The 19,212-nt window shown below is 63.5% G+C and carries 26 protein-coding genes; 18 read left to right on the top strand and 8 right to left on the bottom strand.

Features of this window, described 5'->3' with window-relative positions; translation table 11 throughout:
* Window positions 1–481, top strand: a 481-nt coding sequence (locus CKO42_RS21515; RefSeq protein ID WP_200248747.1) for a hypothetical protein, incomplete at its 5' end; no start/stop codon positions are given.
* A gap of 428 nt (window positions 482–909) precedes the next feature.
* Here CKO42_RS21515 and CKO42_RS21510 read toward each other — a convergent pair.
* On the bottom strand, window positions 910–1,470 hold the full coding sequence (locus CKO42_RS21510; protein WP_200248745.1) for a MarR family winged helix-turn-helix transcriptional regulator: 561 nt from the start codon (window positions 1,468–1,470) through the stop codon (window positions 910–912).
* Between the two features lie 127 nt (window positions 1,471–1,597).
* On the opposite strand from CKO42_RS21510, the gene CKO42_RS21505 reads away from it, so the two are divergent.
* Window positions 1,598–2,089 (top strand): cytochrome P460 family protein, encoded by a 492-nt coding sequence (locus CKO42_RS21505; protein ID WP_200248743.1) that lies wholly within the window; start codon window positions 1,598–1,600, stop codon window positions 2,087–2,089.
* Between the two features lie 135 nt (window positions 2,090–2,224).
* On the opposite strand, the gene CKO42_RS21500 is transcribed toward CKO42_RS21505, so the two are convergent.
* On the bottom strand, window positions 2,225–3,190 hold the full coding sequence (locus CKO42_RS21500) for a DUF3179 domain-containing protein (protein ID WP_200248741.1): 966 nt from the start codon (window positions 3,188–3,190) through the stop codon (window positions 2,225–2,227).
* A 48-nt stretch (window positions 3,191–3,238) separates the two neighbouring features.
* Window positions 3,239–3,889, bottom strand: coding sequence for an HvfX family Cu-binding RiPP maturation protein (locus CKO42_RS21495; RefSeq protein ID WP_200248739.1), 651 nt, complete (start codon window positions 3,887–3,889; stop codon window positions 3,239–3,241).
* Between the two features lie 85 nt (window positions 3,890–3,974).
* On the opposite strand from CKO42_RS21495, the gene CKO42_RS21490 reads away from it, so the two are divergent.
* Together CKO42_RS21490 and CKO42_RS21485 are read left to right on the top strand one after the other, a co-directional pair.
* Window positions 3,975–5,420 (top strand): PAS domain S-box protein, encoded by a 1,446-nt coding sequence (locus CKO42_RS21490; protein ID WP_200248737.1) that lies wholly within the window; start codon window positions 3,975–3,977, stop codon window positions 5,418–5,420.
* Between the two features lie 220 nt (window positions 5,421–5,640).
* Entirely contained in the window at window positions 5,641–5,916 is a 276-nt protein-coding gene (locus CKO42_RS21485; RefSeq protein WP_200248735.1) for a hypothetical protein, read from the top strand.
* On the opposite strand, the gene CKO42_RS21480 is transcribed toward CKO42_RS21485, so the two are convergent.
* Complete coding sequence (locus tag CKO42_RS21480; protein WP_200248732.1) at window positions 5,880–6,134, bottom strand: hypothetical protein; 255 nt, start codon at window positions 6,132–6,134, stop codon at window positions 5,880–5,882. The two genes, CKO42_RS21485 and CKO42_RS21480, sit on opposite strands and share 37 nt — an antisense overlap.
* Window positions 6,135–6,222: 88 nt before the next feature.
* Complete coding sequence (locus tag CKO42_RS21475; protein WP_200248729.1) at window positions 6,223–6,456, bottom strand: hypothetical protein; 234 nt, start codon at window positions 6,454–6,456, stop codon at window positions 6,223–6,225.
* Between the two features lie 698 nt (window positions 6,457–7,154).
* Here CKO42_RS21475 and CKO42_RS21470 point away from each other — a divergent pair.
* Window positions 7,155–8,264 carry a linear amide C-N hydrolase gene (locus tag CKO42_RS21470; RefSeq protein WP_200248724.1) on the top strand — a complete coding sequence of 370 codons (1,110 nt, stop codon included), beginning with the start codon at window positions 7,155–7,157 and terminating at the stop codon, window positions 8,262–8,264.
* Between the two features lie 25 nt (window positions 8,265–8,289).
* Here CKO42_RS21470 and CKO42_RS21465 read toward each other — a convergent pair whose 3' ends face one another.
* The gene (locus CKO42_RS21465; RefSeq protein ID WP_200248720.1) at window positions 8,290–8,736 is read right to left on the bottom strand and encodes an alpha/beta fold hydrolase; all 447 of its coding nucleotides are present in this window, start codon (window positions 8,734–8,736) and stop codon (window positions 8,290–8,292) included.
* Window positions 8,737–8,756: 20 nt separating this feature from the next.
* Between CKO42_RS21465 and CKO42_RS21460 the strand changes: the two genes are divergently transcribed.
* Window positions 8,757–9,062 carry a hypothetical protein gene (locus tag CKO42_RS21460; protein WP_200248715.1) on the top strand — a complete coding sequence of 102 codons (306 nt, stop codon included), beginning with the start codon at window positions 8,757–8,759 and terminating at the stop codon, window positions 9,060–9,062.
* Between the two features lie 75 nt (window positions 9,063–9,137).
* A complete protein-coding gene (locus tag CKO42_RS21455; RefSeq protein ID WP_200248712.1) occupies window positions 9,138–9,767 on the top strand; it encodes a hypothetical protein in 630 nt (209 codons plus the stop codon).
* A 12-nt stretch (window positions 9,768–9,779) separates the two neighbouring features.
* Here CKO42_RS21455 and CKO42_RS21450 read toward each other — a convergent pair whose 3' ends face one another.
* Both CKO42_RS21450 and CKO42_RS21445 read right to left on the bottom strand, forming a co-directional pair.
* The gene (locus tag CKO42_RS21450; protein WP_200248707.1) at window positions 9,780–10,016 is read right to left on the bottom strand and encodes a hypothetical protein; all 237 of its coding nucleotides are present in this window, start codon (window positions 10,014–10,016) and stop codon (window positions 9,780–9,782) included.
* Complete coding sequence (locus CKO42_RS21445; RefSeq protein ID WP_338034973.1) at window positions 10,013–10,309, bottom strand: SOS response-associated peptidase; 297 nt, start codon at window positions 10,307–10,309, stop codon at window positions 10,013–10,015. The genes CKO42_RS21450 and CKO42_RS21445 overlap by 4 nt, the downstream gene beginning before the upstream one ends.
* 198 nt (window positions 10,310–10,507) lie before the next feature.
* Here CKO42_RS21445 and CKO42_RS21440 point away from each other — a divergent pair, with 198 nt between their 5' ends.
* The 11 genes from CKO42_RS21440 to CKO42_RS21390 all read left to right on the top strand — a co-directional run bounded on the left by CKO42_RS21440 (window position 10,508) and on the right by CKO42_RS21390 (window position 19,209).
* The gene (locus CKO42_RS21440) at window positions 10,508–11,158 is read left to right on the top strand and encodes a peroxiredoxin (protein ID WP_200248701.1); all 651 of its coding nucleotides are present in this window, start codon (window positions 10,508–10,510) and stop codon (window positions 11,156–11,158) included.
* 151 nt (window positions 11,159–11,309) lie between these two features.
* Window positions 11,310–11,621, top strand: coding sequence for a LexA family protein (locus CKO42_RS21435; protein WP_274608948.1), 312 nt, complete (start codon window positions 11,310–11,312; stop codon window positions 11,619–11,621).
* Between the two features lie 265 nt (window positions 11,622–11,886).
* Window positions 11,887–12,423, top strand: coding sequence for a ferritin family protein (locus tag CKO42_RS21430; RefSeq protein WP_200248697.1), 537 nt, complete (start codon window positions 11,887–11,889; stop codon window positions 12,421–12,423).
* Between the two features lie 348 nt (window positions 12,424–12,771).
* Window positions 12,772–13,290: a Na+/H+ antiporter subunit E gene (locus tag CKO42_RS21425; protein WP_242479593.1), complete on the top strand. Its 519-nt coding sequence runs from the start codon at window positions 12,772–12,774 to the stop codon at window positions 13,288–13,290.
* Window positions 13,283–13,543 carry a monovalent cation/H+ antiporter complex subunit F gene (locus tag CKO42_RS21420; protein ID WP_200248695.1) on the top strand — a complete coding sequence of 87 codons (261 nt, stop codon included), beginning with the start codon at window positions 13,283–13,285 and terminating at the stop codon, window positions 13,541–13,543. Before CKO42_RS21425 ends, CKO42_RS21420 begins: the two co-directional genes overlap by 8 nt.
* A complete protein-coding gene (gene mnhG / locus CKO42_RS21415) occupies window positions 13,543–13,881 on the top strand; it encodes a monovalent cation/H(+) antiporter subunit G (RefSeq protein WP_200248683.1) in 339 nt (112 codons plus the stop codon). The genes CKO42_RS21420 and mnhG overlap by 1 nt, the downstream gene beginning before the upstream one ends.
* Complete coding sequence (locus tag CKO42_RS21410) at window positions 13,878–14,132, top strand: hydrogenase subunit MbhD domain-containing protein (RefSeq protein WP_200248680.1); 255 nt, start codon at window positions 13,878–13,880, stop codon at window positions 14,130–14,132. The genes mnhG and CKO42_RS21410 overlap by 4 nt, the downstream gene beginning before the upstream one ends.
* A complete protein-coding gene (gene mbhE / locus CKO42_RS21405; protein WP_200248677.1) occupies window positions 14,125–14,826 on the top strand; it encodes a hydrogen gas-evolving membrane-bound hydrogenase subunit E in 702 nt (233 codons plus the stop codon). Before CKO42_RS21410 ends, mbhE begins: the two co-directional genes overlap by 8 nt.
* Window positions 14,826–15,182 carry a sodium:proton antiporter gene (locus CKO42_RS21400; protein ID WP_200248675.1) on the top strand — a complete coding sequence of 119 codons (357 nt, stop codon included), beginning with the start codon at window positions 14,826–14,828 and terminating at the stop codon, window positions 15,180–15,182. The genes mbhE and CKO42_RS21400 overlap by 1 nt, the downstream gene beginning before the upstream one ends.
* Window positions 15,176–18,301, top strand: coding sequence for a proton-conducting transporter transmembrane domain-containing protein (locus CKO42_RS21395; protein WP_200248673.1), 3,126 nt, complete (start codon window positions 15,176–15,178; stop codon window positions 18,299–18,301). Before CKO42_RS21400 ends, CKO42_RS21395 begins: the two co-directional genes overlap by 7 nt.
* Window positions 18,302–18,303: 2 nt before the next feature.
* The gene (locus tag CKO42_RS21390; RefSeq protein ID WP_200248672.1) at window positions 18,304–19,209 is read left to right on the top strand and encodes a respiratory chain complex I subunit 1 family protein; all 906 of its coding nucleotides are present in this window, start codon (window positions 18,304–18,306) and stop codon (window positions 19,207–19,209) included.
* Window positions 19,210–19,212 lie beyond the last annotated feature (3 nt).

The following is a 19,212-nucleotide window of genomic DNA, read 5'->3' as shown; positions in this document are numbered from 1 at the left end:
CAGTGCAAGCCTGCGCGTACTGCGCGAGCTGCGCCTCCAAACGCGCCGCATCGAAGGCCGCGAGGTGATGATCGCCGACACCCCGCAGGGTGAGCGCATCATCGGCGAGAAGGTGCCGCAGGAGCCGTTACCTCCAAGTTGGCGTGAGCGTCTCGGCTCCTGGCGCATCCTCAATCCAGACCCCGGCTTTCCGGTCACTGACCTCCAGCTCAAGCTCACCGATGGCAAGCTCTGCCTCAGCTATCGGATGCCGGTGCTCTCGCCGGATCGGATTCAGGTGCCGCTACGGGCGGTGAGCAACGAACGCGCGATCATGCTCGGGCTTGGGCGCACGCGGGGGGATTCGGTGCAGATGGTTGATCATGAGGGCCGGGCTCGGCTGCGCTGGTCGGGGTATTTGGCTGAGCCGGTTGGCCGTTCTGATCTCGCGCAGGTTGACGAGCTACTCGAGCCGTTGGAGACCTTCGGCACCGACCCTTAGCCGTCGTGGCCCTAGATGTCATGGAGGACGCGGTAGTTCTGCCGATTCTATCTGTCGCTGACCTTCTTCCATTTCATCCATGTGCTGCTCAGCATAGTCATCCTTGCTGCTGTGGAGCCCGCGCGGGTGCCCATAGCGCCGCCGATCGTGTTGGCGTCGAGAGTGGCGTGTGCTAGTGGCAGATGGTGGATCTGATCTGGCTGATCCTGTTCCCAGTGGTCTGTGTGGTGCGCTGAGGTCCGGTGACGGCCGATAACAACAAGCCGATACCGCGCAAGGCTGCAGTTGTCTACCTGCTCTTAGTGATCCTGGCTACGGTGACCCCGGGTATCGGACATGCGAGCGCTGGCAGATAGACCTGCGAGCGCGGCGGCCAAGCGAGTGGCTCTGCGCAAGCCGACGGGCGTGCTGTGCACCAACCTTGTCGGTCAAACTGCGCCCGGAGCTTCGTACTCCCGACAGATGCGGACGACGTCCTCGGCGGAAAGCGGCTCGCCCGTCAGACTACAGCGATAGCCGTCCGCGCGGCGCTCGTTGAAGCGGCATCCGCTGCAAACGCCAAAGACCCGTCGGCCGTGGGCGATCTGCAGTGCTCGCAGAAGCTCGGTAAGACCTGCGTCTAGCGCCGAACGGGCCGTCTCATCGAGGTCTGCTGCAGCCTGGCGAATCCGCTGCTCGCGCCCGGTCCGTTCCAGCAGCTCCAGGGCTGCGGACGTGAGTGTTAGGTGCACCACGCGCCGGTCCGCTGCATCTGGGCGTTTGATCACAAGACCTTTCCCCGCAAGCAACTTTAGACTCTGCGACACAGAGCCCTTGGTCTGGCCGAGGAACTCAGCCACCGCAAGTGGCGTGTCCGAGTAGCGGTTACAGACGGCGAGATACCGCAAGGTATGCAGGTGGATAGGCTGCAGGCCGACTTTCGCGCTGGCCACCCAGGCCTCGCTACGTAGGAGGTTGCAGAGACGTTCCAGAGTATCGTCAATGGCCATGGCGCGAGTCTAGCGCGACAAGTGGTTTTTTGTCGAAACAATCTTGACCAGTCCTGTTTCCCCGGCTAGAGTTATTATTGTATCGATCCGATACTATATGTTCAGCGTCTACGTTTGGAGTTCTGCCATGCCGACCAGCCGCATCAACATCCGTGTCATTACAGCCACCGTCATCGCGATCGCGAGTTTCGGCACCGCCGACGCCGCTGAGCCGCCCGCGTATCCCGCGGACTACCGCAACTGGACCCATGTCAAGTCCATGGTCATCCACCCAGGACACCCGCTAGCCGAGCCTTTCCAGGGTATTCACCACATCTATGCCAACGCCGCCGCCCGTGGCGGGCTTGCCAACGGCAGCTATGCCGATGGTGCGGTCTTCGCCTTCGACCTGTTGGAATACGATACCGCCGACAACGCCTCTAGTGAGGGCGAGCGAGCCTTGCTGGGCGTCATGGTGAAGGACAGCGGTCGGTATTCCGAAACGGGCGGTTGGGGCTTCGAGGCTTGGCAGGGCGACAGCCGCACCGAACGCATGGTGAATGATGGTGGCGCAGGCTGCTTCAGCTGTCACCAGGATGTCACGGAACGTGATTACGTCTTTACGCAGTGGCGCAATTGAGCGCCAGCGACATCCGTAAAGCCACCGCAGTTAGGGCTGGCGGAAGAGCACGTTGCCGCAACGGCAGCGATGGTGCTGGATCAGACCAGCGGCGGCCGGCTGACGGCGCCGCCCGTGCTCACCGATCAACAGCACTCAGTTCGCCCGATACACCTCAGTCTCGGGGTGAAACGCATACCAAGCGAACCAGAACAGGGTCGTAGCCGGGAGTGGGTCGCCCTCAGCATCGAAGGCACGCGCACTGGGCTGTGCCCAATCGAAGCGCACCTCAATCGACTCACCGCCGAGCTGATCAGACACGCGGCCATCGGTCTGCGAGAGCTCCGCAAACGGATACGCCTTGAACTGTCCATTGACCTCAACCCCAAGCACCCGCTCCTTCGGGTGATAACGCTTAGAGCGCGCGCTCACAGGAAAGTAAAGCTTGCCATGGCTGCTGTAGCCGCCATAGGGGGCACGATCATAGTTGCGGCGATGGCCGGTCTCAGTGGACAGCGCCTGGGTCTGCGGATGGGCACGGCGCCAGGCGCCCCAAGTCGTGTGGGTCAAGGGCAGGGCGGTGAGCTTGGTCCCGGCCAAGGGGCCGGCGATGGCCTGCTTGGCGATCTGACTCCAGAGGCTCTCGGTTTGACAGTCGTAGAGCAGCAGGTCGCTGTTGTAGAGCAGCCCAGAGACGCCGAAGCTGAGTGCCCGTCCCGCCTGCTCGGCGCGGAACGCGATCCCTGAGCCGCACAGCGGGCAGTAGGTGATGGCAATCGGCTCGCCCTCGATGCGATCATTGACGATCTCATGCCAATCCATGATCTTGATCGGATAGGCGCGGGCCTCGCCTTGATGGACCAGGCCCAGGACCTCGTCGTCACGCGTAAGAAAATCCACCGCCTCGGCCTCGACAAAGCGCGGCTGATCGATCGCCGGGATGCCATCCCGATCCGGCCCACCGGCATGGATCTCAGCGACCGGGACCAGGCTGTTGTGCACGTCAAAGCCGTTGAGTTGTTGTGCCGTCGGTGCCGCATCCAGCAGCACACTGGCACTGAGTGCGACGAGACCGACGACGGCAAAGACGGCTGGGAGTGCTGAACTGAGGCGTTGAGTCATGCGATGGCTCCTTGGCTGGCCGGGGTCGGATGGCGGGTTCGGATGAGATCAGGCGTGAGCGGTTGCGAACCTGGCCTCCGTCTTGCGGGACCGTGCGCTGCGACGCTCCAGCCAACGCCCGATCCAATCATCGACCGACAGGTAGCGCCCGGCGCCGATGAACAACAGCGCCACCAGCATGATCAGGTAGGTCGCGGCGAACTCGATGCCGTTGTTCAGGATCACCAGGCTGCCGTTCTCGGTCAGCCACTCATAGTTGCCATGCTCGCGCAGGATGTCCTTGGCGCGATCCAAACGCTCGACAGCGCCGATGGTGCGCTCGTTGGCGAACAACGAGCCGCTCCCCTCGGCGATCGCCAGCCAGCCGTGCTGCCAGTGCACCGTCACCATCGCCACGAGCATGGTCACGATCAACGGCACCGAGATCAGCCGCACACCAAGGCCAACCACCAGTAAGACCGCGCCAACGGTCTCGGTTGAAGCCGCCAGGAACGCCATCACTGTTGGAAAGGGCAGGCCCAAGCCGGAGTCCGGATTGCCAAACCAGGCTATGGTGCTGTCGAAGTGGGCGAACTTCTGGGTTCCCGCCATCCAGAAGATCGGCGCCAGATAGAGCCGCAACAGCAGCGGGGCGATGAAATCGACGCGTCGCGTGGCATCGAGTAGGCTGCGCGCCTGAGTCATGAGGCTGATGATCATGGGGAACACTCCGGTCGGGTTGCTGAGTCGCTGATAGCGAACAAGACCCGATCGGCGCGGTTGATCTTTCGCGGAGGATGGCAGGATGTCTGAAGCAAGTGAACCGAGTGCGCTGCCCACACGGGGGCAGGCCGCTGAGCCGGCGCACCCACTGCGCCAGATCTTCGACCACGCCAACGATGCCATCCTGCTGATCGACCCCGAGCGCGATCGCATCCTCGAGGCCAATACCCAGGCCTCGCGCATGCTCGGCTACGACCCGGCTGAGCTCACCCGCGACGTGCGCATCTCCAGCGTGCATCCGCACGAGATGGAGCGCCTGCGCCAGTTCGCCCAAGACGTCAAGACCCGCGGCCAGGGCTGGACTGATGAACTCAGCTGCATGCGCAAGGACGGCCTGCAGCTGCCATCGGAGATCTCCGCCTCGGTGGTCCAGGTCGACGGGCGCGACTGCATCGTCGCCATGGTGCGCGACGTCTCTGCGCGCAAGGCCGCCGAAGAGGCCCTGCGCCGCAGCGAAGCCCGCTTCCGGGCCTTCGTCGAGAACGCCGGCGACGGCTTCTTCCTGGTCGCCAGTGATGGACGCATCCTCGACACTAACAGCCGGGCTGCCGAGATGCTCGGCTATCAGCGCGCGGAGGAACTGGTCGGCCGCTCGGTGCTCGAGATCGATGTCGGTCTGACGCCAGAGACCTTCGCGCAGCTCCTCGCCGAGCTCGAGATCGACCAGCCCAAGCTGCTCGAGAGCCGGCATCGACGCCGCGATGGCTCGGTGTTTCCCAGCGAGGTTAGCCTCTGCGCCCACGGCGAGGCGCAGGCACCGAGCTACATCGCCCTGCTGCGCGACGTCAGCCAGCGAAAGACCGCTGAGGCGGCTATCGCCCGCTTGGCCGAGATGGGCGAGTTCGCGGCAATGATGGTGCACCAGATCCGCAATCCGCTCTCGACCCTGCGCATGGCGCTGGATTATCTCGGTAGGCAGTCGCTCACTGATGCGGCGAGCAAGCGGCTCACCCTAGCCCAACGCGAGTCCGATCGGCTCGGCCGGCTGTTGGAGGACGTGCTGGCCTATGCCGGCCGCCGCACCGCCTCACCCGAGCCGGTCGCGCTCGATGCGCTGATTCGCGCCCTGCTGCCGTCGCTGCAAGCGCTGCCGAGCGTTGCCGATCGGCGGCTGCACGTCGACCTGGGAGTCCCGGAGACCGAGATCCAAGCCGATCCGGCGCAGCTGCGCGAGGTCCTGATCAACCTCGTCGTCAATGCCTGCGAGGCGGTGGCAGCCGGCGACCCGGTGTTCCTGCGCACCGCTCGGCAGCCTGGCACGGCGAGCCCGATGATCGAGGTGCGCAATGGTGGCGAGCCGATCTCGCCGGAGGTGCTTGCGCGCATCGGCAAGCCGTTCTTCTCGACCAAAGACACCGGCAATGGCCTCGGCGTGGCCTATGTGCGGCGGGTGGCCGCGGCGCATCATTGGGTGTTCTCGCTCGAATCGACAGCAGATTCTGGGACCGTTGCGAGGTTGCTGCTGTAGCGAGGTCTGTTAGCGTTGCGCCCTTTGCTCACCGGAGCCTGGCCTGCAGGCTGCGCCGTTCCGGGCGACCAATGGCGCTGAGCCGTCAATGCCCGCAAGGGAGCTTTCGGCCAACATTTGCATCTCAGTTCGGTGCACTCATGGATCATTACCTAGAAGCGAGGGATGCCACTGCTGCCAACGGCACAAGTGCATTGCACGGACAGAGAATGGACCAGCGTTGAGCGGAACCTCTGAAGAGCGGCGCGGCGCATCTGAATTCACCCTGCCGATACAGCTCGATGAACTGCAGCTGAGCCACGATACCCCGTCTTTTCAACAATCAGTGGCAGACTTCGGTCATCACCGGCCAGGTCGTGATCAACGGCTCGTCAAGGCTGCTGAAGATCCTGACAGCGAGCGCCTGAGCCTCATCCTTGGGGTTTCCCAAAGCCACCCAAAATCCGGTATCGGCGACGATCAGTTTTTGTCCGACCAGTCCAAAAGCTCCTTATAACGCGCCGAGAAATCGGCTTCGGCCTCGAAACCCCCGACAAAGCCGATCTCCTGGGCCTTGCGCAAGGCATCCGCGCCGACCAATGGAGCTTGCGGAGAGGCTGTTTGAGCGGGCGCCGGCGTGACCGTGATTTGGACTTCCTGATCGGCAAGCTCTTTCACCGGCAGATGGAGGATGCCGTCGGCGGCGATTCGGGTAGTGATCTCGAGTCTTTGCATGTGATTGATCGCCTGTGGATGTGACGTCAGCAACGATTGAATCGCTCAGCCGGTTGACCTTACTTGCTTGATAGGGGGGATGCAGTCATCAGGGCCGGCCCGATACACGCGCCGCGCGGGCGGCGGCATCGGTAAGTGCGGGCCGCTCGCGCCTGGCCGCGGTGCGCTGCTCGAAGGCGACTTGGCACCGACGCTGCAGCTCAGCTTCAGCAATGGCCTGCTGCATCAGGCGGGCGATCACAGCGCTCTCGTTCTGTCCGGAAAACGTGCGGTTGAAAGCATCGCGGATCGCGTCCGGAATGCTGAAGTTCATGGTCGCCATGGGCTGCGCCGGCTTATGCAAATCTTCAACAAGCCTAGGCGCAAGGGTGTCGCCTCGCAAGCCCGTTGCTGGCCTCGAGGGCCTCGTCAGCAACGTTCTATGGCAGCGGTATCAGGCGGTCTTCAGGCGACTGCGTATCGTCAAGGTTTGGGTTCGGATCGCCGTTGAGCATCAGGCGACACTCGATCTTGAAACGGGCGCTTGGCTACCGGAGACAATTTGAGCTTCGTGGTGTCCTTGTCGGCGCAAGAGACAGATGTCCGGCGCGACGCAAAGTAGACATGTCCGGTCCGCAGGCTCGGCGGAGTTGGGCTTGCCGCGTGGCAGGGCAGTGATGGCGCTGTGGCGGCCCCAAGTTTCTTTTCCTACTGCCCGATGGCGGCATTGCTGGCCATGTCGGGTGTTTGTGCATACACATGAGCGTATGGACATCGATTTTTGAGTGGGTCGAGTCCAAGCGCTAGGCGAACTTAAGAGCAGGCTGCTCAATGATCACGATCTGATAGGCAAACCCGTGCGTGTCAGACGCACGTCAGAAACGCCTCGAGGTCTCGGGATCGATATACTCTGCGGCGAAGCCCGCACAACAGTGCGATCACTTGGACATTCAGCCTCAACGGCGGCAGCAGCTGGGAAGACCACGAGGCTGCACCGGCTACCCATCTCGCTCAGTTGGGCTCGGAACAGAGAAGCGATTGATGAAATTGATTTACGGTCTCGTCGCAGGCAGCGCCCTCATCGGCGCAACCCTGAGCATCCCACAGGCACTCGCCTGCACCGGCGGCGCAATCACCGCCAAGGACGGCGGAGTGGTCGTCGGGCGCACACTAGAGTTCGGCACATCACTCAACTCCCAGCTCGCCGTCTGGCCGAAGGGCTCCTCGTTCACCGGCACCACCGAGGCCGGCAACAACGGACTGAGCTACACATCACAGTACGGCTTCATCGGCGCCACGGTTGATACCAGCTACGACATGATCGTCGACGGCCTGAACGAGAAGGGCCTCAACGCCGCCCTGTTCTACTTCCCCGGCTACGCCGAGTATGCCGACGTCACCCCGGAGAACACCGCCAAGGGACTCTCGCCCTCTCAGGTGGTGACCTGGCTGTTGGCCAACTTTGACTCCGTCGATGCAGTTAAGGAGAACATCGATCAGATCGCCGTCCTGCCGGTCAAGCTCGACCTGCTCGGCGCAGTTCCCGATGTGCACTACAAGGTTCAGGATGCCTCCGGTCAGGCGATCACGATCGAGCCCGTCGGTGGCGAGCTGAAGGTCTACGACAACCCGGTTCGCGTGCTCACCAACGCGCCCGGTTTCGAGTGGCACCTCAGCAATTTGAACAACTACGTCAACCTCACCGCCGACTACCCAAAGTCGGAGACGATTGGCGATCTCGAGCTGCAGCCGTTCGGTGTGGGTGCTGGAGCCCTTGGCCTGCCCGGCGATTTCACCCCGCCGTCGCGCTTCGTGCGCATGGTCTTCTTCACGCAAAACGTGCCTGAGCAGCCGAACACCGACGCAGCGGTCTCGACCCTCTTTCATCTCCTAAACAACTTCGATATCCCCTTCGGCTCCAACGCCTCACCCCCCGGCACCGCCGAGACCGAGCCTGAGATCACCACCTGGACCGCCGTCAGCGACCTCCAAAAGCTGCACTACCACTGGAAGACCTACGGCCACCAGAGCGTGCTCGTGGTCGATCTGCATGAGGCGCTGAAGCAGGCCGGCGGCAAGCTGCTCACGCGCGAGATGGGTCCGCAGGACGCCAGCTCGGTGTCGCGCTCCACCCCGGTCGGCATGAAGTAGTCGGTACCGGACAGCCTCTTGGCCATCAGTTCGCGGTGGCTAAGAAGGTGTTGACGACCTCCGCCATTTGCGTCGGGAACTGATACATCATGCCGTGACCGCCGCCGCGGAAGCGCACCAGCCAGGAGGCACGAATCTGTCGTGCCAGGGTGAGTGCGTTGCCCGGCGGCACCACTTCGTCCTCGGTGCCAGCCATGATCAGGGTCGGCGTGCGGATGGACAGAAGCTGTTGGTCGATGCCGGGCCAGTTGGCGACCGCTGCGTTTTGCTTGGCGCGGACCTCCGGGCTGATGGTCTCGGTCACTGGCGGGACATAGGTGGACGGGTCCGGGTGGGCTTGTCGCCAGCGCTCGGGGATGAGCACACTGAACATCCGCTGCGTCTTCTGCTCGGGCGTGCCGGATGTATCAGCGAAGATCTTCTGCACCGCAGCGCTGCGCTTGATCTCGGCTGGACCGCCAGGCGTGTTCATGGGGTTGCTCACAGAGGTTGGTGGAGGAGCAGGGGCTGCTTCCCGCCTTGCGGGTCGCCGGCCAGCAGGCCTTGGTTGAGCAAACCCTTGCCGAGCATACCGAGCTGCGGGGGTTGATTGTGAGCGACGCCCCTGATGCCCCGGCGCGCTTCGGTGACGCCTTGCAGGCGCATATCCGCTTTGAAGAGCGGACCCTGTTCGAGACCGCGCAGCAGGTGCTGGAGCCCGCCGTGCTCAACGAACTGGGCATGCTGCACGAAGCGGCAGCGCGCCCAGCTTGTCCGACGACAGCGCGCAAGGGCGGCGCGCCCGGAGCGCCGCGATGAGCCCGCAGCAAGCCAAACGCCCCGGCGAGGTCGCCGTGGAGCACCCCCCAAGCGTCAGATCGCCGTTTCGACCGCTTGCTGTTCGCCGGACTCTGGCTCCTGCTGCTGGCCTACGCGCTGTTGTTCGCACCTCCGGTTCCAGCGGACCTGCTCGGTCAACTCCGCGATCTCGCCTTGGCGCGCGTGCAAGCCGTCGATCCGATCGCGATCGCGGTGTTCAACCTGCTCGGGGTCTTGCCGGCCGCCTTCCTCGCCATCCTGCTGTTTGATACCGGCAAGCCTAGCCCCTGGCCCTTTGCGCTGGGCAGCTTCGTCCTCGGTGGTGTCGTTTTGCTGCCCTACCTGGTGATACGGGACCTGCGCGCGCCCTTGCAGCCGGCCCCCGGTGCCTTTGTGCGCGCGCTCGGTTCGTGGATCACCGGCGTGGTGTTGCTGCTGATGGCTCTGGGGCTGATAGGCTTTGCGGCCTTGGCTGGAGATCTGAGCGCCTTCGCCACCCAGCTTCAGGACTCGGCCTTCATCGCCGTGATGAGTGCCGACCTGCTGGTCTTGACCATCGCGCTGCATCGCTGTGCGGTGATGGATCGACAGCGGCGCGGGTTGCGCCTGAGCGGTTGGTCCGCGCAGGCTGTGCACATGCCGCTACTGGGTCCGCTGCTCTATCTTGCGCTGCGCCAGCCGGCATCGCGGGACGACCTCGGGTGAGTCCAGACGGTGCTACAAGATCGGCTCGCTGAACGAGCGCAGCCGGTAGCGGATGCGGATCTGGCCAGCGTCCGTGCGCGTGGCGCTGATCGGGTAGCCGGAGTTGTCGAGGATGCTGGTCACCAGCGCCGCGACCAGCTCCTCAGGCGGGGTATCGCGATGCCGCTGTGCCAGGCGCTCGCGCACATGCTCGAGCAAGGACGGGTCGATCTCAAGCGTCAGGGTCTCAGCGGGCGTGGATGTATTCATGGCGCTTCAGTGACGAGTGGCTCGAGCAGTTCCGGACTGTCGTTGGCCGACGAGTTCACCGCCCGCGAGATCGGATAGGCCTCCCAGCATCTTGTATCGGCCGGCTTGAGCAGCGCCAGCAGCGCCCCCTTGCTCGCGCTTCCGTCACCGCTCGCAAGCCAGTTCCCATAGTCCTCAGGCGCCAGGATCACCGGCATCCGATCATGGATCGGCGCCAACAACGCGTTGGCCTCAGTCACGATCATCGTGCAAGAGTCGATGACGGCCCCCCGGTGCTGCGCAGGCCAGGACACTCAGCAGCCGGCCAATCGACCGCTGAGGCGGGCTGTTGATCGGATCAATGAAAGGTTCGATCTATCGATTGACAAAACACAATAGGCCAGGCCCATAGCAGCCATCCGATCAAACGATTTCACCCCGAGCGGCGCAGCGCCTAACCTGGTGTCAACCTCAAACGAGGCATCCACACCCACCGACTAGGAGCTGTACCCATGACCACCGACGTCCAGACCACCCCCGCCATGCCACGCCTGAACGAGCCGGCCCCAGCCTTCGATGCCCCGACCACCCACGGGCGCAAGACCCTCGAGGACTACCGTGGCCAATGGCTGGTGCTGTTCTCGCATCCGGCGGACTTCACCCCGGTCTGCACCACCGAGTTCATCGCCTTCGCCAAGCGCCATGCCGATTTCAAGGCGCTCGGCTGCGAACTGCTCGGCCTGTCCATCGACAGCAACTTCTCGCACATCGCCTGGGAGCGCAACATCAAGGAGAAGTTCGGTGTCGAGATCGGCTTCCCGATCATCGCCGACCTCTCGATGCAGGTGGCCAAGGCCTACGGCATGATCCAGCCCGGCGCCAGCGACACCTCAGCGGTGCGCGCCACCTTCATCATCGACCCCAATGGCGTCCTGCGCGCCATGGTCTACTACCCGATGAGCAACGGCCGCTCGATCGACGAGTTCGTGCGCCTGGTCAAGGCCCTGCAGACCTCCGATGAGCACGGCGTGGCGACCCCGGAAGCCTGGCAGCCGGGCGACAAGGTCATCGTGCCGCCGCCGGCCACCGCTGAGCAGGCCGAGGCGCGCATGGCCGAGGGCTATGAGTGCAGCGATTGGTACTTCTGCAAGAAGGCGCTCTAAGTCAGACCGCAACGATGGGCGGCGTGACACGCCGCCCAACAATCGACTGCGAGAGATCAGTCCAAGGCCAGGGCGGTTCGCGCGCGATCCGATCGATCAGGGCCGTGCGCTTCGGCTGGCCGCTGCGGCATTGTAGCAGCCGACGACCTATCTGGCCCAGCGCGCGCAGTTCGCGCTACGCGTGCAGGGTGACTCGATGACCGAGGATCAGATCGAGGATGGCGACCTGATCCTGATCGCACCCCAGGAGACCGCCGCCAATGGCGAGATCGTCGTCGCCCTGATCGACGGCGAGGCCGCGACCGTCAAGCGCCTCTATCGAGAAACCAACGGCGTCCGCCTGCAGCCGGCCCATGCCGCGATGCCACCGCTGCATTATCCTGCCGAGGCCGTGCAATTGATCGGCATCGTCACTGCCGTCCTGCGCGAACGTCCGAGCGACTTGCCCTCTGAAGCGCGCTAGCGTCGCGTCACTGATCAGTGATCGAACTTGTCAACGAAACCTGTGGATAGCCATGCGCTGAATGCGGAACTCGAATGGAGTTGCGGGCGTCTGAGCGCGCGGGATCACGCGCGGGTTTACGCGCGGGATCAGTTGCATACTTCGTGCGACTGGCTCAGTGTGACTGGCGATCTGGTCATCACATCCGAGGCCGTCATGGCTGTGACCGATGGGTCATCCTTCGCGCAATCGAGCCACCGTCCTCCTACAACAACGAGCAAAGCCTATGAGCACAGAATCGAGCACAGAATCGACTGGCCCGCTGGAGGGTCAGCAGTCCAGCTACGAGCGCATCCGTTCCATGACGACCTTAGAAGATGTGCTCAGCGTTGCGACCTCCTTCGAAGAGAGCGCGCGCAATTTCTATACCGACCTGATCCCGAAGATCAGCAAGAACTTCCGCTGGCTCGCCGAGGAATTGGCGAAAGAGGAACAGGGTCACTATGAACTGTTTACCGCGCTGGCGGCGCGCGATGACATCGAAGATCAGATCAAGGCCGAGGTGGAGCGTCCGGCCACGGACGGCAAGTTCGCCGAGGCGGTGATGACGCCTGACCTTGGCGAGAAGCCCGATGATCAAGCGGTGCTGCAGTACGCCATGAGCCGCGAGCATCTTGCGATGACGCACTACCGCTCACTCGCTGACAGCTCGCCGGCTGGTCCCTTCAAAGAGCTGTTCGAGTACCTCGCCAACGAAGAGGCTAAGCACAAGGAAGAACTAGAAAAGCTCTACTACGAGACGGTCCACAGCGGCGGCGTCTGAGACCCCCCTGAGCTGATGGCAAGGAAGCCAGGCAGCCCTGATGTCGCCCGAGTTCCCTTGGGGTCGCTAGGACCTACAGACCACCTTTGCTGTCTTCGACCTGATCAACGGAGACAAAGTCAATGACATCTTGACCCACGGCATCGCATTCGGCGAGCGGCGGATGCAAGATGAGCACCGCTGGTTGCAGGACGAGCGATGCTCGAAACCGGCCTCTGGGCGTAGACCGACGGAGGGACTCTAGCGGCAGCCCCCTGTTGCTGACGTCAGGGTGAGCCTGTCTCGCGCTCGAAAAGTGCGAGCAGGATGCGCCTTGTAACAGCAGGCGTTTTCCCTCCGAGGCTCATGATGACAGCGAACAGCGAGACCCAACCGCGAGCACGACGTATCGCCGTGATGTTCGCGACCCTGCTGCTGTTCTGGGTCATGCTGATGGGCCGGGTGACGGCCGACGTGCTCATCGTTGGTGTCATGGTCTCTCTGGCCATCGCGCTGCTGTTCCCAAGCGGTCTCTCATTCTTCACCGAATTCCGTGCGACTCCCAAGGCGTTTGCTGCGGGAATCCGCTACTACGGCCTGTTCTTCAAAGAGCTGGTCAAGTCCAACCTCAAACTTGCCGCCATCGTCCTGTCCCCATCGTTACCGATCAAGCCCGGTATCGTGAAGGTGCGCACCCGGCTGAAGAGTCGCATGGGGCGGCTGATGCTGGCCAACTCGATCTCGCTGACGCCAGGCACCCTCACCGTCGAGATGGAGGGCGAGTGGCTGTACGTGCACTGGGTCAGCGTTGGGTCGACGGACGTCGAGGGGGCCACCGCCGAGATCGTCGCCGGTTTCGAGCGCTATCTCGAGGTCATCTATGGTTGATTTGCTGATCTATCTGGCCGCGACCATCGCCGGGGTCGCCTTTCTGCTCGCGCTCTGGCGCTTCATGGCGGGCCCGACGGCTGCTGACCGCGTCATCGCCTTCGATAGCCTCACCATCGTCAGCATCACCGGGATCGCGCTCGCGGCACTGGCCGAGGGCCGCGGCATCTATCTGGACGTCGCCCTGGTCTATGCCTTGCTGTCGTTTCTCGGGGTGATCGTCGTCGCCCGCTACATCGAAAGAGGGTTTTGATGACATCGCTGCTGTATCTGCTCGGAGGCATCCTGCTCGTTGCTGGGGCGGTCTTCCTGCTCTCCGGTGGGATCGGGTTGGTGCGCATGCCCGATGCCTACAACCGCATCCAGGCCGGCACCAAGGCCACCACATTGGGCACCTTGCTGACCCTCGCCGGGGTTGCCTGCCTGCGCCCGGACTGGGCCCTGAAGTTGCTGTTGATCGGCCTGTTCCTGCTCTTCACCAACCCGCTGTCGTCGCAGGTGCTGGCGCGCGCGGCGCACCGGGTCGGGGTCAAGCAGGCGCCGCAGACCGTCATCGACCGGCTTGAGGAAGACCTGGGAGAGAAGCCATGACACTGCTCATCGCGATGAGCCTGTTGCTGAGCGTCACCATCGTGGCGGCGGCCATCTTGGCGACACGCAGCAGTCAAAGCCTGGCTGTCTCCATCCTCTCCGCAGGGCTGGTGAGCCTGCTGGCCTCGGTGCAGTTCTTGCTGCTGGCGGCGCCGGATGTGGCCATGACCGAGGCGGCAATCGGCAGTGGCCTGACCACCTTCCTATTCTTCTTCGTCCTCGGCCGGGTGCGCGGGGGCGAGCATGATTAGGCGCCTGTTCGTCGTCCTGTTGCTGTTCGGGCTCGCTGCAGTCTTCGCCGGGCTCATGGCCAGCTACTCCCCGGACGAGACGCTGAATCTCAGCGCCCGCTACTACGCTGAGCATACGGCCCAAGACATCGGGGCGGCCAACATCGTCACCGCCATCATCGTCACCTTCCGCGGGCTCGATACCCTCGGCGAGGTGACGGTGCTGTTCCTCACCGCGGCCATTGTCGGCCTGGTGCTGTCTCACGGCCGTCGCGAGGGCAGGGGCTCCGGGCGCGAACTGCCGCCTGCCGGTGAACTGCTGACCACGGGCACCCGGCTGTTGGTGCCGCTGATCCTGCTGCTCGGTGCTTACGTCTTCGTCAATGGCCATCTGACCCCGGGTGGTGGTTTCCAGGGCGGCGCCATCCTCGCCTCGGCGATCCTGTTGCTGCTGCTGACCGATCCACTGCGGCGCATCAGTCATCGGTTGATCACCGCCATCGAGTCCACCGCCGGTCTGGTCTTCGTCGGCATCGGCCTGCTCGGCATCTTTCTCGCCGGCGGCTTCCTCGACAACCGCATCCTGCCGATCGGCAGCCTCGGCGAGCTCTTCTCGGCCGGGGCGATACCGATCATCTACTCCTTCATCGGCCTCAAGGTCGGCGCGGAGTTCTCCTCGATGCTGGCGCATCTGTCCGAGACGGAGGATCTCTGATGGCCTATATCGCCATGACCACCGGCTTCGTCTTGATCCTGATCGGGCTCTACGGGGCGCTGACCAATCGCAACATCCTGCGCATGATCGTCGCCTTCACGGTGGCCAACACCGGGGTCAACCTGGTCATGGTCGCCGTCGGCTACCTGCACGGGCGCACGGCGCCGATCCTCGATGCGGCGGTGCCGGTTGCCGAGGCGGCCGCGCGCATCATCGATCCGGTGCCGCAGGCCTTAGTGCTGACGGCGATCGTGATCGGGGTCGGCGTGACGGCCCTGATGCTCGCCTATGCGTACAAGCTCTATGAGAGCAAACGCACCCTCGATATCTCCGCGTTCAAGGACCTGAAATGGTAAGCGCCATCTATATCCTCGCGGTCGGGCTCGGGGCCGCGTTTCTGATCGGCTTGCTGCGCGATGAATGGCGCGCCGGTGCCTATGGCGTCAGCCTCGCGGCACTGGCCTTGATGAGCCTGATCTCCGCTGGCTGGGTCTGGGTGCTGGCCACTGGTGATGGCAGTGCGGTGGACATCATGACCGCCGGAACCCTGCCACCCTATGCGATCAACCTGCGCATGGGGCTGGCCGAAGCCGTCCTGACCCTCTTGATCAACCTGACCGGCCTGCTCTCAGCGGTCTATCTGCGCGATACCCTGTTCAAGCAGGGGCGCCGGGCGCTGGCGACCTTGCTGGTCTTCACCATGGCGGCCTGCGGCATCGTGCTGACGCGCGATCTGTTCAACCTGTTCGTGTTCTTCGAGCTGGTCGCCATCGCCACCGGCGGGCTGGTGCTGCTCTCGCGCGATCAGCGTGCCCTGGCGGCGGGGTTCAAGTATCTGGTCGCCTCCCAGGTCATCACCGTCCTGCTGCTGGTCGGCATCATCTTCGCCTACCATGCCACCGGCACCCTCAATATCGACGGCATGGCCGAGCTGTCGGCGCTGGTGCTCCAAGGCGGCGCATTGGCCTTCTTCCTGATGTTCATCGCCATCGTGCTGGATCTGAAGCCGTTCCCGGCCAATGGCTGGGCGCTGGATATCTACGAGTCGGCGCATCCGGCCTTCTCGGCGATGCTGTCAGCGGCCTCGGCATCGGCCGCGCTGTTCGCTGCTGACAAGCTGCTGCTGATCGGCGGCTCGACCTGGCTTCCGGTGGCCACCGGGATTGGCCTCTTCGGCTTCGTCGGCGCCAATCTGTTCGCCTTGGCGCAGACCAACGACCGGCGCCTGCTGGGCTACTCCTCGGTAGCGCAGGTGGGACTGATCTTAGCGGTCCTGGGCCAGCGTGACCTGCTCGGTGATCGCTACCTGTTCATCGCTGGCGGTATCCTGCTGGCCCATGCCCTGGCCAAGGCCGGTCTCTTTTGGCTGTCTGGCCTGATCGAAGGGCGCAAGCTGACGGCTTGGAGCGCGCTGCAGGGGCATCCGATCCTGATCTTCGCCTTTGCCAGCTTCATCGCCTTGCTGGTCGGCCTGCCGCCGTTCCCGGGCTTCTACGCCAAGTGGGAGCTGGTGATCGCGCTGGCCGGCCAGGGCCGGTTGGCGCTGATCGGGTTGATCCTGTTCGGTGCCTTGCTCGAGGCCGGCTATCTGTTCCGATGGTTCGGGCAGGCGCTCAAGCGTGAGCGCTCGCTGGAGCCGGTGGCAGCCTCGTCCTTCAAGCGTGCGGTGATCTTGAGCGCGGTGGCCGCAGGCTGGGGCCTGGGCTTCATCTGGGGTGCGCTCTCGCCCAACGGCAATCTGCTGCTGGCCTTGCCGCTGCTGTTCGCGCTCGCCTTCCTGGCACTCGAACCGCTGTCGGTGCGGATCAAGAACAGTGTCGCCATCGTCGGCATGGTCGCTTGGTTCCTGCTGACGCTCCCCAGTTATGATCCGCTGCAGCTGATCTTTGCCGCAGTGATGCTGCTCGGCGGCGCCTTGATCCTGCTGGCGAGCTATCAGACGCAGGGGCAGCGCATCGGTTTCTATCCTTCGGCGATGCTGATGTACGCGGGTCTGGCGATGCTGATCGTCGCTGAGGACGCCTTCAGCTTTTTCGCGGCCTGGGAGTCACTCACCATCGGCTCCTACTTCCTGATCCTGCGTGGTCAACGCTCGGAGCCGCATGCGCTCTCGTACATGATCTTTTCGCTCGGCGGAGCCTTCCTGATCCTGGCTGGCTTCGCGCTCGCGGCCGGCGGCGATCCGCTGTTCGCGCTGGCTGGCCTGGCGGAGGTTGCCGCGCCGATCGCCCCCTGGGTCTTCTTGCTCCTGGCGATCGGCTTCATGACCAAGACCGCCGCCGTTGGCCTGCATATCTGGCTACCGGGCGCCCATGCCGAGGCCGAGACCGATGTCTCACCGATGGTCTCGGGTATCCTGCTCAAGGCCGGCCTGTTCGGGCTCTTCGTGCTGTTGATGGCGATGGGCAGCCAGCAGCTCTATGGGGTGGAGCTGACCCATCTCCTGCTGTGGATTGGCGCGCTCTCGGCCCTGATCGGCAACCTGATGGCGGCCTTTCAAGAGGATGCCAAGCGCCTGCTGGCCTATTCGTCGATCGGTCAGATGGGCTATGCCTTGTTCGGACTGGCGATGATGAACCATCTCGGCTGGCTCATGGCGCTGATGTTCGTCATCAACCACTTCATCTACAAATCGATGCTGTTCCTCTCGGTCGGCGGCGTCGCCAAGCGCACCGGCACCCGTGACATGTATCGGATGGGTGGGTTGATCACCCTGATGCCCCTGTCCTTCATCGCGGTGCTGATCGGCATCATCGCCATGTCCGGCGTGCCGCCCTTGTCCGGCTTCGGCGGGCGTTGGATCTTCTACAACGCCATCCTGACCGCCGAGTATCGGCTGCCGATGATCCTGATCTTCATCTCGGGCCCGATCGCCTTCCTCTATCTGTTCCGGCTGATCCATACCATCTTCTTGGGTCAGCTCAAGGACGAGCACCGGCGGGTGAAAGAGGCCCCATTCTGGCTGGTGTTGCCGCAGATGATCTTCGTCGCCTTCCTGCTGGTCTTCGCGCTGGTTCCGGGGCTGGCGCTGCGGCGGGTCGACGCCTATATCAGTCAATTCCATCCCAGCGGCGCCCTGGGTTGGGAAGGCCTGACCATCACCAGCGACTTCGGCTACTGGAGCCCGATCTCGATCATGATCGTGGTCGGCGTGATCTTCGCGAGCCTGTTCGCCTGGCTGGTGTTCGTCAACCGCAAGGCGCAAAAGGTCAAGCAGTTCAATATCGTCTTCGCTGGTGAGCGGCCGTTCCGACCGGAGACCACGCACTTCGCCTGGAACTTCTTCGCGCCCTACCGCAAGGCGCTCGGTTTTATGACCGAGCCTTTGGTCGAGCGTTTCTGGGCCGCCGTCGTCGATCTGCTGCACGCCTGTGCCGAACTGTTCCGTCGGCTCTACACCGGTAATGGCCAGACCTATGCGATCCAGCTGCTCGCCTTCGTCGTGGTCGTCTACCTCCTGCGTACGGGGCTCTAACCATGTCGTTTGAATGGATCAAGATCCCCTATGCGCTGCTGACGCTGTTCATCGTCGCCAACTATGGCTTCCTGCTGACCGCGGTGATGGCCAAGATCGCGGCCCGAGTCGGGCGCCGGCACGGCATCCCGGTCTGGCAGAACTATGTCGACCTGATCAAGAACTACGGGCTGCGCAGCTCGATCACCCATGGCGTGATGTTCTACCTGGGGCCGGTGTTCCGGCTCACCGGTGGTGTCGGTCTGCTGATGTTCGTGCCGACCATCTACGGCACCGAGATGTTCTCCAACATGTCCTTTGCCGGCGACCTGATCCTCGCGCTCTACTTCGTCTTCTTCGGCTCGCTGGGGATGGCGCTGGGGGCCGGTGAGAGCGGTCATCCCCACTCGGCGATTGGCGTCACCCGCGGGTTGTCGCAGGTGACCGCGGCCGAGCTGCCGTTCGCCTTGGCCGTCTACGCGGTCGCGGTGCAATACCAGACCCTCTCGGTCACCGAGATCGTCGCCGCGCAGCAGGGCGGCATCCTGCATTGGACCCTGTTCAGCAACCCGCTTGCGGTCGCTGCGGCCATGCTCTCGTTCCTCGGAACCATGATGCGCCCGCCGTTCGATGTGGTGCTGGCGCCGCAGGAGATCCCGATCGGGCCGCCGACCGAGTACCACTCGTCCTATCTCGCCCTGATGCAGACCAATCGCGCGATCTTCCCGATCGCCAAGATCGTGATCTACATGAATCTGTTCTTCGGCGGGGCGGCGAGCTGGCCGGTGTTCTTTCTCAAGGTGTTTCTGATCTATCTGGTCTCGGTCATCGTGGGCGTCGTCTTCCCGCGCTTCCGGGTCGAGCAGTCGATTCGCTGGTTCTTGATCTGGGCGGTCCCGCTTGGCATCGCTGCGATCCTAATGGTGTAAGCC

It is taken from the genome of Lamprobacter modestohalophilus, from assembly GCF_016583905.1.
Lineage (GTDB): Bacteria > Pseudomonadota > Gammaproteobacteria > Chromatiales > Chromatiaceae > Lamprobacter > Lamprobacter modestohalophilus.
The sequence above is the reverse complement of the archived record's forward strand: the minus strand, read 5'-3'. Positions and strand labels throughout refer to the sequence as shown.

Coding starts and splice junctions, on each gene's coding strand:
- CKO42_RS21510 (WP_200248745.1), bottom strand. CDS start 1,470: ATGGCCATTGACGATACTCTGGAACGTCTCTGCAACCTCCTACGTAGC.
- CKO42_RS21505 (WP_200248743.1), top strand. CDS start 1,598: ATGCCGACCAGCCGCATCAACATCCGTGTCATTACAGCCACCGTCATC.
- CKO42_RS21500 (WP_200248741.1), bottom strand. CDS start 3,190: ATGACTCAACGCCTCAGTTCAGCACTCCCAGCCGTCTTTGCCGTCGTC.
- CKO42_RS21495 (WP_200248739.1), bottom strand. CDS start 3,889: ATGATCATCAGCCTCATGACTCAGGCGCGCAGCCTACTCGATGCCACG.
- CKO42_RS21490 (WP_200248737.1), top strand. CDS start 3,975: ATGTCTGAAGCAAGTGAACCGAGTGCGCTGCCCACACGGGGGCAGGCC.
- CKO42_RS21480 (WP_200248732.1), bottom strand. CDS start 6,134: ATGCAAAGACTCGAGATCACTACCCGAATCGCCGCCGACGGCATCCTC.
- CKO42_RS21475 (WP_200248729.1), bottom strand. CDS start 6,456: ATGGCGACCATGAACTTCAGCATTCCGGACGCGATCCGCGATGCTTTC.
- CKO42_RS21470 (WP_200248724.1), top strand. CDS start 7,155: ATGAAATTGATTTACGGTCTCGTCGCAGGCAGCGCCCTCATCGGCGCA.
- CKO42_RS21465 (WP_200248720.1), bottom strand. CDS start 8,736: ATGAACACGCCTGGCGGTCCAGCCGAGATCAAGCGCAGCGCTGCGGTG.
- CKO42_RS21450 (WP_200248707.1), bottom strand. CDS start 10,016: ATGAATACATCCACGCCCGCTGAGACCCTGACGCTTGAGATCGACCCG.
- CKO42_RS21440 (WP_200248701.1), top strand. CDS start 10,508: ATGACCACCGACGTCCAGACCACCCCCGCCATGCCACGCCTGAACGAG.
- CKO42_RS21430 (WP_200248697.1), top strand. CDS start 11,887: ATGAGCACAGAATCGAGCACAGAATCGACTGGCCCGCTGGAGGGTCAG.
- CKO42_RS21425 (WP_242479593.1), top strand. CDS start 12,772: ATGACAGCGAACAGCGAGACCCAACCGCGAGCACGACGTATCGCCGTG.
- CKO42_RS21420 (WP_200248695.1), top strand. CDS start 13,283: ATGGTTGATTTGCTGATCTATCTGGCCGCGACCATCGCCGGGGTCGCC.
- mnhG (WP_200248683.1), top strand. CDS start 13,543: ATGACATCGCTGCTGTATCTGCTCGGAGGCATCCTGCTCGTTGCTGGG.
- CKO42_RS21410 (WP_200248680.1), top strand. CDS start 13,878: ATGACACTGCTCATCGCGATGAGCCTGTTGCTGAGCGTCACCATCGTG.
- mbhE (WP_200248677.1), top strand. CDS start 14,125: ATGATTAGGCGCCTGTTCGTCGTCCTGTTGCTGTTCGGGCTCGCTGCA.
- CKO42_RS21400 (WP_200248675.1), top strand. CDS start 14,826: ATGGCCTATATCGCCATGACCACCGGCTTCGTCTTGATCCTGATCGGG.
- CKO42_RS21395 (WP_200248673.1), top strand. CDS start 15,176: ATGGTAAGCGCCATCTATATCCTCGCGGTCGGGCTCGGGGCCGCGTTT.
- CKO42_RS21390 (WP_200248672.1), top strand. CDS start 18,304: ATGTCGTTTGAATGGATCAAGATCCCCTATGCGCTGCTGACGCTGTTC.